Below are 16,094 nucleotides of genomic sequence, written 5' to 3'. Positions count from 1 at the left end.
TCATAGTGATGGAGTGGATGGTGAGGTTACAACCCGTTTCTCTTATAATAGGAAGTCTATTTGGATTTACTCTAATGAAACTAAGGATGAAAAAGCAAAATATTCAATATGAAAAAATGATGGATGCAGTAACGAATGGCTTTCTCATCATTGTATTAGTATGGAAATTTGCACCGGCAATATTAAATCCAGTATGGGCTTTTGGATCGCCGGTGCAAGCATTATTAGCTGTAGGGAGCATGCAACATATTATAGTAGGATGCGTAATTGCGAGTATATATATTGTTTGGAAAAGTAAAAAAGAGCAATTTTCTCTTCGGATTTTACTTGATACATTACCTTTTGGATTTTGCGTGAGTATAATCTTTTATTTTCTATTCCATCAAGAAGTAGGTGTACAAACGACACTGCCGTGGGGGATGAAAATATATGAATCAAAATTTTTGTATCATCCTATTTTCATGTATGAGATTATACTCGCACTCTGTATAATTGGCTCGTTATGGATTAAAAATGAAAGATTAGGAAATGGAAAGAATATAAGCTTTTTTCTAATTTGCGAGGGAATTGCTCATATCATTGTTTCACTTATTAGTGAACAAAATTCAGTTCTATTTGGTCTTTCAATACAGCAAATACTCAGTTTTTGTGTTATTAGTCTAGGGATTTTGTTCGTACCAAAAAAATAAAAGTAGCCATGCACGGAGAGCATCTATGCATGGCTATTTTTGTATCATCATATGAATTAAAAAATCGGCGGAGTAACAGAAAATAAAACAATCGCATTTTTCTCGAATTGATTTACCCATTTATGTTTTAAATAGGCTGGTATTTTTACGCTATCACCGGTTTCTAATATGTATTCTTCTTCATTTAAGTGCAATGTGATTTTTCCGTCTAATACAAATGCTAATTCTTCACCTTTATGTTCTAGAACATTTTCTGATGAAGCAGTATTCGGTGGGATAGTCATAATTGCTGTTGCTAAATTTCCTGTGAAATCAGGTGATAACAATTCATATGATAAATTATCGATAATCATTTTTTTTCTTTTATGAGAACGTACAATTAAATCGTCTGTATTATTTTCTTCAAGTAAAAAACTAAATGTTGGAACATCAAGAGCTTTTGCAAGTACCTTTAATGTTTGAATAGAAGGGTTAGCAGAACCACGTTCAATTTGACTAAGCATTGATGGTGTGATTTCGGCCATCTTTGCTAATTCTTTACTAGTTAATCCTTTTTCTTTTCTTTGTTTTTCAATCTTTTTACCGATATCTATATTCTCCATAATAAATGCTCCTTAATAATTATTAAATTATATTTAAATAAATTAAATTAAAGTTAACTGAAATGAATTATTTATGTTAAACTATATTAAAATTAATTTAATTATAATTTATTATATGGCTAGCTACAAGGATATAAGGAGGAAGAGGAATGAAGGAGATAGAGGCATTAAAAGAGCAATATCCACTAGTAAATAACTTAATCGCAACAGAAGAAGTATTTTGGATAAACCCGAATATGGAAAAGTATGAAACAGCAATAAAAAATTCGCCACTTAATGAAGAACATGTAAAAGACGCGGAAGAGAGATTAAAGCGTTTTGCACCATATATTGCGAAAGTATTTCCGGAAACGAAAAAAACGAGTGGCATTATAGAATCACCTTTAGTGAAAATACCTTCTATGAAACAATATTTAGAGAAAAATTACGAGCAGCCTATTTTAGGAGAATTATTATTAAAGTGTGATAGTCATCTTCCGATATCAGGATCAATAAAGGCAAGAGGCGGCATTTATGAAGTGTTGAAACATGCAGAGCAATTAGCATTGCAGCATGGAATGTTAACAGAGAAAGATGATTATTCAATTTTAGATAGTGATAGCTTTAGAGGTTTCTTTGCGAAGTATTCAATTGCAGTAGGTTCTACTGGGAATTTAGGGCTTAGCATCGGTATTATGAGTGCGAAACTAGGTTTTAACGTAACTGTTCATATGTCAGCAGACGCAAAAGAATGGAAAAAAGATTTATTAAGAAGTAAAGGTGTAAACGTTATTGAATATGAAGCTGATTATAGTAAAGCAGTAGAAGAGGGAAGACTGCAAGCAGATGCAGATCCTAGCTGTTATTTTGTTGATGATGAAAACTCACATGATTTATTTTTAGGATACGCAGTAGCGGCATCGCGTTTACAAAAACAATTAGAAGAATTAGAGATTGTAGTAGATGAAGAACATCCTTTATTCGTTTATCTTCCGTGCGGGGTAGGTGGCGGACCTGGCGGAGTAGCATTTGGTTTAAAGTTATTGTATAAAGACAACGTACACTGTTTCTTTGCGGAGCCAACGCACTCTCCTTGTATGTTACTCGGTTTAATGACAGGACTTCATGATAAGATTTCCGTTCAAGATATCGGGATTGATAATGTAACAGACGCGGACGGACTAGCGGTAGGAAGACCATCTGGGTTTGTCGGTAAAACGATGGAACCATTTTTGAGTGGAAATTATACAGTAAGTGATGAAGAGTTGTATAGATTGTTAAAAGAACTTGCGGATACGGAAAATATTTATTTAGAGCCATCTGCATTAGCGGGTATGATAGGGTCGTTGAATGTATGCAAAACTGAAAATGAATATTTACAAAAACAACAGTTAACAGAGAAGGTGAAGGATGGTACTCATATTGTGTGGGGAACTGGCGGTAGTATGGTTCCGGAAGATGTGATGAGTGGTTATTATAAAAAAGGTTCGGAATTAACGAAAGCAGAGTAAGGAAGAATGAGGCGATTTAAAGCCTCATTTTTTCATGTACATAAAAATCTTTGTTATTTTCACATTAGTTCTTTATAGTATAGTTATAAAGGATTATTCATATCGATTAAATATAACAAAAAAGCGTTATTTTACATAATAAGAGGATGTGTATACGATGTCATTACAGACTAAATATATAGCGGGTATTTCGCTTGGAGTTATGGGCGTAGGTTTTGCGGCTTCCATCCCTTTTCAAGGAACGGTAGCTGGGGAGATTATTCAAGGTGGATTTGAAGCTGGCTTAGTTGGTGGACTTGCGGATTGGTTTGCGGTTACAGCTTTATTCCGTCATCCGTTAGGAATTCCAATTCCACATACAGCATTATTACCTAAAAATCGGAAACGGGTAACAAAGGGTCTCGTTTCTACGTTAGAAAATGAATGGCTGACGAAAGAAAGTATTACAAGTAAAGTAAAAGAAATGCAGCTAGCGCAAATGGTACTGCAAATTGCTGAGAAAGAGTTACAGTCTGATGCTGTGAAAAAAGGGATTGTAACAATTGCTGAGAAAGCGATTCTTCAAATAGATACGGAAAAATTAGCAGTTATTATTGAAAAAGAATTAAAAACGTATTTGCATACAATTAACACAAGTAACATATTACAAGTTCTCGTGGATCAATTAGTAGTGCAAGAATATGATGAAAAAACACTTGATTACATATTAGTAAAAGTGAAAGATTGGACAGCTCAAGATGAAGCACGTTATCAGCTCGGAAGCTTAGGCATGAAGGCGATGGAAAACATAAAAGTAGATGGATTCCTACAGTTTACTTTGAAATCGTTTATGAATATTGTTGATGAGGATAAAATTGGTGGCATTTTGCAGAAGTTTATCATTAGCAATATTAACAGCTTGCAAGATGCTGATAATAGCACAAGACAACTTATATTAGCGAAGATTCGTCAAGAGATTATAAATGTAAAAGAAAATGAATCTTTATTACAGGAATTAGAGAAGTGGAAAGAAAAATGGATTGCAAATTGGGATGCTACTGACAAAATAAAAGAGATGCTAGAGCAAGTACAGAGTAGGGCAGTTACTTTTGTGAAGAATGAAGAATTTGCTGATAAATATGTTGTTCCATTCTTACAAACACAAATGAATAAAATAAAAGAAGACGAACAGACTGTTCAAAAAATAGAAGATTGGTTACAAAAACAAGTTGTTACTATTGTTGAAAAGAATCATTCGAAAATTGGAAAGCTTGTGCAAGAAAACCTTGATAAGTTAGATGATAAAACATTAATCGAAATGATTGAAAATAATGTCGGTAAAGATTTGCAGTGGATTCGTGTGAACGGGGCTGTTTGTGGTTTTATGATTGGATTAGTTTTGGAAGGAATAAAAGCGATTATATAAGAAAAACCTTCCACGATTGTGGAAGGTTTCTTATTTTTCGATAACACTCATATTTATGTTATAAGCTTTCTCAATATTTAATTTGTACGTTCCATTGCCTGTTTTTATCGAGTTTTTATACCAATGTTCTTGCTCGTTTAATTCTTGATTTTCATCTAAAGAATTATTTTCTTTTTTCGTTAAATCTTCTACTTGTTCCCAAGGGGTGCTTCCGTGAGCTTCTTTTTGATTTGTTACTGCTGTTAAAGAAACATCACTTTCTTTAGCTAAATGAACAGATACGTTTGAGCTGTTTTGTACAAACCAATTATTTTGTAATTGACCAGGATAAAGAGATAGTTCGTTATTTGAAGCACGAATTTCCACATTTTTATTTTGCGGAAGAACAAGTGTTGGTTTCACTTGTGGTGCTGAGTTAAATAACGTATGCTGAACCGGTAATGGTTTTAACGTTATATACATCGTTTCTCCAGCCGTTTGAACTGAAAGGAAATCCTCTCTTTTTAAATTAGGTTTTTCATTTGCTTTTGTCGTCATTTCATATGTTCCAAGAAGATGAATTTGATTTGTATTATTTCCCTCTACCGTTAGAGGGTGATGCCCCGCATCCACTACGATTTTTTTGATAGATTCAGGTATATCAAGTTGTCCGTCTGGAATATTACTCGTTTGCTTAGTTGTATTAATAGAATGACGAACTTCTTCTAGTAATCCGGTTGATAATAAACAGTAAAAAGCAATTCCAACGCTTCCTAAAACTCCGATAAAGAAAATGCTAAAAATATCATATTTAATAAATGATTGTTCCTTCTTAGAAAATAGAAGGTATAGTAAAATTTCAGCGCCAAGTATGATAAGTAAAACAGGCCACCATGCTGTTAATGTATCCAATACTTGAGTGCCTTTCATAACTGAAAATAGTAAGAAACAACCTAATGTAATAATGGAAAGCCCCATTGAGAATGTTCCAACGCGCCATGTTCTCATTCGTTTGTACCACCTTTGTTTTCTTTATTTCCAAGTAACAATTTAAAGCCGCCACCAATTAAAAGGAGAGCAACGATAGATGTTTGGAAATAGCGATAATATAGTTCGCTAAGATGAATATTAAATATAGTTACAAAATAATCATTCAAAATAGGAAGGACTGTTTGATCTAATAAATAATAACCACCTAATGCAATTAAACCGATACCGATCCATCTTTGATGATTTATAAAATAGTCGATGATAGGTTCGTCATGTACGCGTTCTTTTCCGTATTTGGCTGTTTGCTGTAATGTGTCAAAAAAGCTATAAAACCAAATGATTGGTACTAAAAATAAAAACGCAGAGAGTCTTAATAAATCGAGTAAATAAATGGATAGTAAAAAGGCTGCCATAAGCTGAAGACCACGGCGTTGTAAGCCTAAATACATATGTCCTGCTCCAGGGAACATCGCTAAAATAGAAGCAAATGTTTTACTTTTCTTTCCTTGTTCTCGGTGCTCTTCAAAGTCTTCAAAAATAGTACGATCAACTAATTGCTCGCCACGTTCTTTTTTCTGTAGTTGCTGAACAACATCGAAGAAATTATAAATCCATAAAACAGGTAACGTAATAAGGAAGATAAGGAAACTTCCTTGAGATGTTAATAATGTCACAAATATAATCATGCTGCCTAAGCCTGCGCAAGCGACTAAAAATGTAAGACCTCGCTGCATAAGCCCTAATTGGAAATGACCAAGTCCAGGGATGATTGATAGGAGAATGATATAAAATCGTTCGCTCTCTTTAGAGGAATCTGTAAATTCTCCGGCAGCTTGTTTTTTCGATTGGTTAATAATAGTGATAACTAAATCTAATAAATTGATCGCCCATAACACGACTAGTAAAAATAGAGAAAGAAAAGCAATATCACGCGCTCCTAATGCTATTGTACAAAATGCTGCAAAGATAAATAGAAATAAAGCCCCTCCGCTATATAAAATAAATCGTCCAAATTTCTTTAAATATAAATGTCCAAGCCCAGGAATAAGCCCTAATACAAGTGCTAAAAAGGGATTTTTAATCATGCTTTGAACCTCCGTCCTTTTTTGATGTGTCTACCGATTTGTTTACAATTTGTTGTGAGATAGAAGACTCGTTATGTTTTGAAGATTTCTCGAAATTTGATGTCGCTGTGAAAATATACTGGAATAAACCACTTACCATAAAAATAATTGTAGCCGCAGTCGCAATTATGTAGTGAATAATTGTACGCTTTAGTGAGTTTGTTTTTATATTTTCATTAGGCTGTAACGTTTCAAAATTAATTTGCGTCATAACTTCGTTCGTAAATGAATCATCATTTATCATTGGAAGGTTTTCATGTTGTTCATCAATACTTTCCATATAAAGTGCTAAACAATGATCACATTCATAAAGATGTACTTCCATAGATTCACGTTCATTGTTTGATATAACATCTAATGTATAATTGCGCCAATCTTCTTTTGAATAATGCATCATAGAAACTCTTCCTCCTTCCAATGTTTTTTAATCCATTTTCTTGCCCGATACAGTTTCATTTCGACTGTTTTCACTTCAATATTTTCTTGCAAAGCAATTTCTTGATAACTTTTTTCTTCTAAGTAATGTGCGAGAACGACGTCACGGTAATTATCGGGAAGTTCTCTCAGTTTTTGAGCAATAAGTACTTTTTGCTCTTTCGTCAATAATAAAGCCTCAATATTATGAGAGGATTTTATATTTTCCGCAGTTTCTTTACATAAGGAGAGTTCTTCGTTTTCTCTAGCTTTTTTTCTCTTATAATCAATAGCGTGATTGGTGGCAATACGTGCCATCCACGTTTTTAATCCGCGAAATTGATAATTTGGGAGAGAGGCGTGAATTTTTACGAATACTTCTTGTGTAACATCTTTAGCATCTTCTTCATGTCTTAAAATAGAAAAGATAACTTGAAAAATATAATGACGATATGTTTGCACAAGGAAACGAAAAGCATGTTCGCTTCCTTGCTGTGCTTTTTCAATTAATTGTTTTTCCTCAATCGGTCTCTCCCTCCTTTTTGACGCATTCTATTATATAGACGTAAGAAATGATAAGTCACCCTACACATGTTGTAAAAAAAGAATAATATATTTTTAGCAGGAGGGCTATATGAAATAGGTGTGAAAAAATGGTAAAGAGAAGTATATAATGAGCAAAGAGGAAATGCTACATGGAGAAAGGATGTGAATGTTAGTAGGATAAGGTCCATACTAACAAACATGAAAATTAAAATATTAATAGCCGATGATAATTCTTTTATTAGAGAAGGTATGAAAATTATTTTAAATACATATGAAGAGTTCGAAGTATTAGATACTGTAAATGATGGAAAAGAAGCTGTAGCGTATTGTAAAAAGCATGATGTTGATATTGCGCTTTTAGATGTTCGTATGCCAAACATGAACGGGGTAGAGGCGACGAAAATAATTTGTGAAGAGACAAAAACGAAGCCTCTCATTTTAACGACGTTTGATGATGATGAATATATTTTGGATGCAGTAAAAAACGGAGCGAAAGGTTATTTGTTAAAAAATAACGATCCAGAGCGTATCCGTGATGCAATAAAAGGAGTATATAACGGTCAAACTGTTATGCAAGATGTAGTACTTGATAAAATTAAGTCTAATTTAATGGAAAGTAGAGAAGAAGAATCTAAAATTGATAAGAGCCTTTTCACAGAAAGAGAGCTTAGTATTATCGCATTAATTGCGAAAGGTTTCTCAAATAAAGAAATTTCGAAGCAACTTTTCATATCTGAAGGAACGATTGCAAATTATATTACATCAGTTTTAGGGAAAACTGGACTTGAACATCGCACACAAATTGCGATTTATTACTTAACAGGGAAAGTAGATTAATGTTATGGAATTTTGGTTAACTGTAAGTAAACTTATTGTCTTTTTATATATAGTGTTTAGCTACATTCATTTAAATGTTACGAACTTACCATGGATTATACTTACTTTGCTTTTATATCTTTCTGTAAACGTGTTGATCTCTATACTTAAAAAAGATACGTACAAAAACATATTAACTTGTGTGTCAATTGGCGTAGTTATGTTATTTACATGGAAGGTGCATCCGTTTTTTATTTTGCTTTTACCTTTGAACTTATACGAAATTACATCAAATTATATAGAGAGAAAATGGCAGCTCTTTTTCATTATGATGCTTCCTATTACTTTTACAAATGAAAGCATTCAAATGACATATGGATTAATTGTTGCATTTTCTTTTCTCGTTTTAACTATCGCAGACCGATATATATTGCGTGTAGTAAAGCTGGAATCACAAAATGATAAGATGCGAAAAGATATGCAGCGACTGACGAAAAGCCTAAATGAAAATAAAGAGTACATAAGGCAATCAGAGTACACATTTAAGTTAGAAGAGAGAAATCGACTATCTCAAGAAATTCATGATAAAATCGGTCACTCAATGACAGGTGCACTAATTCAAATGGAAGCAGCAAAGAGGTTAATGGAAATAGATAAAGAAAAATCTGCGGAATTATTACAAAATGCCATTCATATTTCAAAAGATGGAATTGAAAGCATTCGGATTACATTAAAAAATATGAAGCCACCAACTGAGCAAATTGGTATTCATCGTATGAAATTATTCATAGAGGAATTTGCTGGTAAGCATGATATAAATATTCCATTCGTATATAAAGGGAACTTAGATATGATTTCACCAATTCAGTGGAAGATTATTGGTGAAAATGTTATGGAGGCACTAACAAACGCGATGAAATATGCTGATGCGACAGTCATTTCAATAGACATTCATGTACTGAACAAGATGGTGAGAGTACAAGTGAGGGATAATGGTAAAGGTGCAGCTCTTGTTAAGAAAGGCCTCGGTATTATGGGGATGGAGGAGCGAACAGCATCAGTAAACGGAAAAATTATTGTAGATGGAACAAGTGGTTTTTCAGTAACGATGTTGTTGCCGATATGAGGGATGAATCATCTCATATGAAAAAAGTGAATAATCTCATGTGAAAAGAGTGAACTTCTGCACTGAGCAGGTTCATTCTTTTTGTTTATAATAAAGTGAAACTTCAATCAGTTGGGGTTTTGTTTTTCCCTGCTGATTGTTAGTTGAACCAATCGGGCATTTTTACGGGCAGTTGATCTCCCACCTAACTTCTTTGCACCAGCTGAATTTTGAGGTGGGAGTCTTACTGATCGCAAATAGCGGGATAAAAGCAGAGAAACCGAAATAGGGGTGAAATGATGAATACATTAGAAATTAAAAATTTAACGAAAAAATTTGGTGATTTCATCGCGGTAGATAATATGTCTTTATCTATTAAAGAAGGAGAAATATTTGGCTTTTTAGGTTCGAATGGTGCTGGTAAGAGTACAACGATTAATATGATTGCTGGTTTGTTAAGAAGTAATGAAGGTGAAATTAGCATACTAGGAAAAAATATAAAGAAACATAATCGATTTGCGAAAATGAATATTGGTATCGTTCCGCAAGATATTGCGATTTATGAAGAGTTAACTGCCTATGAAAATGTGAAATTCTTTGCTGGATTGTATGGATTACGAGGAGCCGAGCTAAAAGCGAGAGTAGAGGAAGCACTTCAATTTGTAGGCCTTAGTGATAAACATAAAAGTTACCCGAAAAACTTTTCTGGCGGGATGAAACGAAGACTGAATATCGCTTGTGCAATCGCTCATAGACCGAAGTTAATTATTATGGATGAACCGACAGTTGGAATTGATCCGCAGTCAAGGAACTACATTCTTCAGTCTGTCCGAAAATTAAATGAAATGGGAAGTACGATTATTTATACGAGTCACTACATGGAAGAAGTAGAAGAGATTTGTACGAAAATAGCAATTGTAGATCACGGTAAAGTAATTGCAGAAGGCACCAAAGAACAGTTAAAAGCGATTATTACCGATACGAAAGACATATGGATTGAAGTGAAGTCAGTAGAAAATCTAGACGTTGAAAAATTAAAAGAGATAAGCGGTGTGAAAGCTGTTCAAATTGAAGAGAACGTAATCAAAGTAAATTCAGATGCAGGATTAAATAATTTAAATAAAATTATTCAACACTTTATTAATCATGATATTGAAATTCGTTCATTAGAAGAGCAGGCTCCGAATTTAGAAACAGTATTCCTTACATTGACCGGAAGAAACTTACGAGATAAATAAAGTGATTGTAAGAATAGGAAAAGGGAGGTTCATCGATTGAACATCTTCAATATTGCAGTTATGCACATTAAAAGAGATTTCAGGGACGTAAGAACTTTAGTTTTTATGTTAGCATTTCCGATTGTGCTTATGCTTGTATTAGGAACAGCGTTAAGTAACGCATTTAATAGCGATAGTCATTCGATTAAAGATATACAAGTGCTTTATAAAGATAAAGCGGGAAGCACGTTTTCTCAATCATTTGAAGCATTTACGAAAGAGGTCGATAAATCGGGTATCCATTTTAAAAAAGCTTCCGAAGGTATAGATGGGAAAGAAGAAGTGAAGCAAAATAAATATGCTGCATATGTAGAATTGAATAAAGATGGTGCGAAATTTTACGGAAGCGACAGAAGTAGTATTGAAGGGAGTATTGTTGAAGGCATGCTTACAACATTTGTTGATAAGTACAATGTAGCGGCCGAAGTTGCAAAAGTAGATCCAAGTAAGGTTAGCACAGTTATTTCAAATGGAAATCATAATGATTATATTAAAGAAACATCTTTACAAGCTGCTAAAAAACCAGGTTCTATGGATTACTTTGCGGTTGTAATGACGACAATGATTGCACTGTACGCTGCAATGGGGGCGAGTTTTTTAATTCGAGGAGAACGAATACGTAAAACAGGAGATCGTTTAATTGCAGCACCTATAAGTAAGGCTGAAATTTTCATTGGGAAAGTGCTCGGTAGTCTTGTAGCAAATGCACTTTGTCTATTACTCGTCGTTTTATTTAGTAAATTTGTTTTTCAAGCGAATTGGGGCGATCATCTTGGAATCATATTTATTATTTTATTAACAGAAGTCTTTCTAGCAATTAGCTTCGGTTTAGGAATCGGATATATTACAAAAACAGGTGAGGCATCTAGAGCAATTATTATGGTTGTTGTGCAATTAGCTTCTATTTTTGGCGGTGCTTATTTCGTGGTGGAAGAAAATATCGTTACGAATTTATCGCCATTAACGTGGGCCAATACAGCCATTATGAAAATTATTTATGCAAATGACATAGGAGCAGCACTGCCGGTTATTTCTTTAAATCTTGGAATTTCAGCAATCTTTTTATTAATTGCGATTATCGCATTACGTAGACGGGAGGGGCTGTAATATGAAAGATATTTTATGGCTCATACGAAAAACATTAGCTGCGCTTTTAAAAAATAAAAAAGGATTATTGCTTATTGTAAGTTTGCCGATAATAGGAACACTCATTTCTTTTTCAATATATGGGAATGTAGGGCAAGGAACGTTAAATATTGGGGTTATAAATAAAGAAAATCAGCCTATCGCAAATGATACAGTGAAATTTTTAGAAGGACTCAATCATGTAAATATTAGTAAAATTAAGGAATCTGAAGTGGAAGATAAACTCACTTCAAAAAAACTTGATGGTGTTGTTACATTAGATTCTGGTTTTTCTGAAAGTGTTCGAGAAGGGAAACCTGGTCATATTGAGATTTCGTCGATTAAAGGTGAGCAAGTAACAGGATTTATAAAATCATATTTATACAACTATATTGATAATGTAGCAGCTATTAGTAAAGTGGCAGGAACAGATCAAAGTGCATTTGATAGTATGTACGCAGGATATCAAAAAGGTTCATTTAAAGTAAAAGCAGAGACACTTGAAGATACTTCGAAAAATAAGGATATGACAAATCAAACGATTGGTTATCTTATCATGTTTATGCTATTTTCGGCAGCGAATTTATCTGGAATTATTTTAAAAGAAAAAGAGAACAGAACGTATTTTAGATTATTATCGACACCGATAGATGGAAAGAAATTTATATTATCTAATGTCGCGGTGAATATGATTATACTAACAGTGCAAATTGTAATTGCCGTATTATTTATGAAGTATGTTTTTCATACAAATATAAATATGCCTTTCACAGTGATGATTGGTGTACTCATGATATTTGCTTTAATCGCAATTGGTTTATCATTAGTCATAGTGTCTTTTTCAAAAAGTTCAACTGCTTCAAATGCGATGCAAAATGTTGTTATTGTACCGACATGTTTATTAGCCGGATGTTATTTTCCATATGATATTATGCCGAAAACAGTACAAAAAATAGCTGATTTTTTACCACAACGCTGGCTAATGGACACGATTTCGAAATTACAGCAAGGAATTCCGTTTTCAGAGTTGTATTTAAATATTCTAATCTTATTCGCCTTTGCGATAGCGTTCTTCTTAATTGCGATTTATAAGTTTGGAAGAAATAATGATGCAAGGAACTTCATTTAATGAAAAGGTGTGGCGCAATGCCACACCTTTTTTGTATTCGTAATTTAAAGTATCTTTTGTAATATAGGAATGCTTTTATAGAGCACTTCATTATGTGAAGCATGCACAACATATTTATTTCCCTCTAGAAGAAAAACGCTATGTAGAACAGCGTTACCATCACCATGCTTTGTAAGTATATCACCGACGACTTTTCCGTCTGTCCATTCCAGTTTTGAATGTGAAGGGACGACTTGTAAATATTGAATCGTTTCTACTCCATCTCCTGCAATGAGTGTAGTTTCAATATTTCTTTTCTCTATAATAAATCTATTTGTATTTAATGTATCGAGGAAAGGATTTTTCGTTTTCATCTTGTTATAAGGAAGAAATGTAATAGAAGAGCCGGATCTTATAAATAAATAATTTCCGTAATCTTGACAAGGAATAACATCTTGTAATCCTGGAAAGTAACGGTGTATCGCTTCAACTTTATTCATTTTGTGTAAGGTGCTTACGTAGTGAATGTATTGTTCCATATAAAAATGAACGATATTTATTTTAGAAGATGTATGTACTGGGAGAGCACCTCCAGTCCAATAACTATAATTGGGGGGAGATCCAGCGTTTGGGGTACAGAGTATAATAAGTTGCTCCACATCATTTTCATATTCTTCACTTTGAACGTAAGAACGTGCAAGAAGCCCGCCCATACTATGACAAACTAAATTTAGTTTGTCGCACCCTGTAAATTTTTTAACATAGGCAATTGTTTTTAATAAATATTTTTGAGTGGAAAAAGCAATACGCTGACGCCAGTCATAAAAACAGATAAACAAGTTTTTATTTCGTTCATAGCCGATACTTTCTAACATCATAATGAATGGTTCATAAATAAACGAAGAAAGCCCAAAGTTCCAATTACCGGTACCAGGAATAATAATATTACTCATTGAACCGAAAAGACCTGGGATAAAAATAATAGGAGTTTTTGCTCTTTTCATAGTCTGCTCTCCTTTAAGTTTTTAATATTCGACAAAAAGTAAGAAATACATTTCGTATGAAAACATATTTTAATGAAACACTACGAAATAGTAAGTAATATGAGCGGAAGGAAATCAAAATGATTAAAAAGATATTGCGAGTTACTTCTATTATTATTGCTATTTTCGTTGTTATTTTAATTTGGATGCATATTGACGTTACGCTTGGAAGGAAAATGGAAGCCGGGAAAAATATGCCGACAGAGTATGCGCCTCATTATAGTGACTTTCAATTATATGTGGAAGGGAAGTCGTTTTATAAACAGTTATTTACTGATATAAGTGAAGCGAAGCAATCTATTTACACTTATTTTTATATTTTATCGGATGATAAAAGTAGCCATACTTTTTTAAACATATTAAAAGAGAAGGCGAAAGAAGGAGTAAACGTATATTTATCAGTGGATTTAATTAATGATTTGTCATTCGAAAGAAAGATGAAAAAAGAATTACAGGAAAGCGGTGTACATTTTACATATAGTAGAAAACCGGAATTGCCATTCGGATTTTATTCCCTTCATCACCGTAATCATCGACGCATTACGGCAATAGATGGGGAGATTGGCTATACGGGTGGATTTAATATAGGTGATGAGTACTTAGGGAAAGATAAGCGCTTTGGGTATTGGCGTGATTACCATGTGCGCTTAAAAGGGGAAGGAGCAAAAGATTTAGAAGAACAGTTCGCATTAGATTGGAAACGAGATACAGAAGAAGATATAAAGAGGAGTACGAATAAGGCTAGTAAAGGGAACACGTTACATACAATGGCTAGTTATAATGGGCATCACGTCGCTGAAAAATATGTAGAGTTAATAAAACAAGCGAAGCATTCGATCGTCATTACGACGCCGTATTTTATAGCGAAAAATAAAGAATTAATGAATGCTTTAATTGGAGCGCAAAAGCGTGGTGTTACAGTGAAAATACTTTGGTCATATAAACCAGATATTCCTCTTATTAAAGAGGCGGCATATCCTTACATCCGTCAAGCTGTTAAAAACGGGATTACTGTATATGGTTATAAAAAAGGGATGTTTCATGGAAAGTTAATGCTGATTGATAATGAATTAACTATTATCGGTACAACGAACATGACTGCACGTAGCTTTTATATAAATGATGAGATGAATTTGTATATTCATGGTGGAACTATCATAGCGCAAGTGAATGAGGCGTTAACGCAAGACATTGGTGATTCGAAAGAGATGACAGAAACATTTTTTGACAACTTATCTTTCTGGGAGCGTTGTAAGGAGAAAGTAGTTGGATGGGTTGATTTTTATTTGTGATGATTAACGAACAAAGGGTGTCTTTTATAGACACCCTTTGTTAATGGAAAATACTATTTTTCATGCACAAGCATCGAAACATCATCATTAATCAACGTCCCAACATGTTCACCTAAACAAATTCTTTTCATAACACCAGGCTCATCAAAGTTAAAGACGTGTGCCGGTAAATTATAATCTCGAGCAAGCAATAAAGCTGCTTGATCCATTACTTGTATGTTTTGCCTAACAATATCGTTATAGTTCAGTTTACTGTACATTTTCGCTGATTTGTTATGTTTCGGATCACTTGTAAAGACACCGTCTACTCCTTGTTTTGCGACTAAAATGGCGTCGCTATTCATTTCAATGGCTCTTTGTACACTTGGGTAATCTGTTGTAACGAATGGTTGCCCGTTACCACCGCCGAATATGACAACATAACCGTTATCTAAATGATGTACTGCACGTAGGCGAATATATGGTTCAGCTACTGCATTAAAAGGGATGGAAGTCATAACGCGTACTTCTCTATCTGTTTTACTTGTTAAAACGCCGCGAAGCATTAAGCTGTTAATAATCGTACCTAGCGTACCGATATTATCAGCTTCTACACGATCAATTCCCCATTCTTCAGCTAGATGACCTCTGAAAATGTTACCGCCGCCGATGACAATGGATACTTCGATATCTAGGTCAATAATGGATATTATTTCGTTTGCGATATGTTCTAATCGTTTGGAGTTAAAGCTATTTCCGGATTGATCGGCAAGAGCGCCGCCGCTTAGTTTTATTAAGACTCTTTTATATGGCCTCATAACAATTCCCCCTATATAGATCACAATAAAAAAGGAACAAAGGCGAATGCCTTTGTTCCTTTTTAAGAAAATGAAAAAGAAAAGAAGAAGATAGGACGAATTGCTTTGTATAGTTTTTCATACCATCCACTCCTTTTCATTTCGATTTGTTTTAAGTATATATCTTTTTGATTATACGAAACAATCTGATTACTTATCAAGTTTATTTTATCGTTTTTTAACAAAATGGTGTCAATGAAAAATAGAAGAAAAATATTTGAATTTTTTGTGACAAACTTGTAGGTTTTTGTAT

General features: G+C 33.7%; 16 protein-coding genes. 9 read left to right on the top strand and 7 right to left on the bottom strand.

From position 1 onward, the window contains the following. Positions 1 to 5: 5 nt before the first annotated feature. Positions 6 to 689, top strand: coding sequence for a prolipoprotein diacylglyceryl transferase family protein (locus SJY24_RS21560; RefSeq protein ID WP_377866143.1), 684 nt, complete (start codon positions 6 to 8; stop codon positions 687 to 689). A 56-nt stretch (positions 690 to 745) separates the two neighbouring features. Here the strand turns inward: SJY24_RS21560 and SJY24_RS21555 are convergent, their stop codons facing one another. Continuing rightward, a complete protein-coding gene (locus tag SJY24_RS21555) occupies positions 746 to 1,291 on the bottom strand; it encodes a helix-turn-helix domain-containing protein (RefSeq protein WP_377866142.1) in 546 nt (181 codons plus the stop codon). 149 nt (positions 1,292 to 1,440) lie between these two features. On the opposite strand from SJY24_RS21555, the gene SJY24_RS21550 reads away from it, so the two are divergent. Continuing rightward, on the top strand, positions 1,441 to 2,781 hold the full coding sequence (locus SJY24_RS21550; RefSeq protein ID WP_377866141.1) for a D-serine ammonia-lyase: 1,341 nt from the start codon (positions 1,441 to 1,443) through the stop codon (positions 2,779 to 2,781). Positions 2,782 to 2,938: 157 nt separating this feature from the next. After that, positions 2,939 to 4,186 carry a DUF445 domain-containing protein gene (locus SJY24_RS21545; protein WP_377866140.1) on the top strand — a complete coding sequence of 416 codons (1,248 nt, stop codon included), beginning with the start codon at positions 2,939 to 2,941 and terminating at the stop codon, positions 4,184 to 4,186. Between the two features lie 30 nt (positions 4,187 to 4,216). Here SJY24_RS21545 and exsE read toward each other — a convergent pair whose 3' ends face one another. From exsE to SJY24_RS21525, 4 genes are read right to left on the bottom strand one after another with little or no spacing between them, the layout of a single operon-like run. Beyond that, the gene (gene exsE, locus SJY24_RS21540) at positions 4,217 to 5,173 is read right to left on the bottom strand and encodes an exosporium protein ExsE (RefSeq protein WP_377866139.1); all 957 of its coding nucleotides are present in this window, start codon (positions 5,171 to 5,173) and stop codon (positions 4,217 to 4,219) included. Beyond that, on the bottom strand, positions 5,170 to 6,240 hold the full coding sequence (locus tag SJY24_RS21535) for a hypothetical protein (protein ID WP_377866138.1): 1,071 nt from the start codon (positions 6,238 to 6,240) through the stop codon (positions 5,170 to 5,172). Before SJY24_RS21535 ends, exsE begins: the two co-directional genes overlap by 4 nt. After that, positions 6,233 to 6,676, bottom strand: coding sequence for a hypothetical protein (locus tag SJY24_RS21530; RefSeq protein ID WP_377866137.1), 444 nt, complete (start codon positions 6,674 to 6,676; stop codon positions 6,233 to 6,235). The genes SJY24_RS21535 and SJY24_RS21530 overlap by 8 nt, the downstream gene beginning before the upstream one ends. Continuing rightward, entirely contained in the window at positions 6,673 to 7,155 is a 483-nt protein-coding gene (locus tag SJY24_RS21525) for an RNA polymerase sigma factor (RefSeq protein ID WP_377866136.1), read from the bottom strand. Before SJY24_RS21525 ends, SJY24_RS21530 begins: the two co-directional genes overlap by 4 nt. A gap of 282 nt (positions 7,156 to 7,437) precedes the next feature. On the opposite strand from SJY24_RS21525, the gene SJY24_RS21520 reads away from it, so the two are divergent. From SJY24_RS21520 to SJY24_RS21500, 5 genes are all read left to right on the top strand, one after another. Next, a complete protein-coding gene (locus SJY24_RS21520; protein ID WP_377867292.1) occupies positions 7,438 to 8,076 on the top strand; it encodes a response regulator in 639 nt (212 codons plus the stop codon). A gap of 4 nt (positions 8,077 to 8,080) precedes the next feature. After that, positions 8,081 to 9,181, top strand: a complete 1,101-nt coding sequence (locus SJY24_RS21515; RefSeq protein WP_377866135.1) for a sensor histidine kinase — start codon at positions 8,081 to 8,083, stop codon at positions 9,179 to 9,181. A gap of 278 nt (positions 9,182 to 9,459) precedes the next feature. Continuing rightward, the gene (locus tag SJY24_RS21510; RefSeq protein ID WP_002200969.1) at positions 9,460 to 10,398 is read left to right on the top strand and encodes an ABC transporter ATP-binding protein; all 939 of its coding nucleotides are present in this window, start codon (positions 9,460 to 9,462) and stop codon (positions 10,396 to 10,398) included. Positions 10,399 to 10,434: 36 nt separating this feature from the next. Beyond that, entirely contained in the window at positions 10,435 to 11,544 is a 1,110-nt protein-coding gene (locus SJY24_RS21505) for an ABC transporter permease (protein WP_377866134.1), read from the top strand. Between the two features lies 1 nt (position 11,545). After that, complete coding sequence (locus SJY24_RS21500; protein ID WP_377866133.1) at positions 11,546 to 12,691, top strand: ABC transporter permease; 1,146 nt, start codon at positions 11,546 to 11,548, stop codon at positions 12,689 to 12,691. Positions 12,692 to 12,735: 44 nt separating this feature from the next. On the opposite strand, the gene SJY24_RS21495 is transcribed toward SJY24_RS21500, so the two are convergent. Continuing rightward, positions 12,736 to 13,674 carry an esterase/lipase family protein gene (locus tag SJY24_RS21495; RefSeq protein WP_377866132.1) on the bottom strand — a complete coding sequence of 313 codons (939 nt, stop codon included), beginning with the start codon at positions 13,672 to 13,674 and terminating at the stop codon, positions 12,736 to 12,738. A gap of 119 nt (positions 13,675 to 13,793) precedes the next feature. Between SJY24_RS21495 and cls the strand changes: the two genes are divergently transcribed. Continuing rightward, positions 13,794 to 15,005 carry a cardiolipin synthase gene (cls, locus tag SJY24_RS21490; RefSeq protein WP_377866131.1) on the top strand — a complete coding sequence of 404 codons (1,212 nt, stop codon included), beginning with the start codon at positions 13,794 to 13,796 and terminating at the stop codon, positions 15,003 to 15,005. Between the two features lie 53 nt (positions 15,006 to 15,058). Here the strand turns inward: cls and pyrH are convergent, their stop codons facing one another. Beyond that, a complete protein-coding gene (gene pyrH / locus SJY24_RS21485) occupies positions 15,059 to 15,802 on the bottom strand; it encodes a UMP kinase (RefSeq protein WP_377866130.1) in 744 nt (247 codons plus the stop codon). Positions 15,803 to 16,094 lie beyond the last annotated feature (292 nt).

It is taken from the genome of Bacillus sp. R86525 (assembly GCF_042466195.1).
GTDB lineage: Bacteria > Bacillota > Bacilli > Bacillales > Bacillaceae_G > Bacillus_A > Bacillus_A nitratireducens.
Note: the sequence above shows the minus strand (reverse complement) of the source record. Positions and strands in the feature narration are given on the sequence as shown.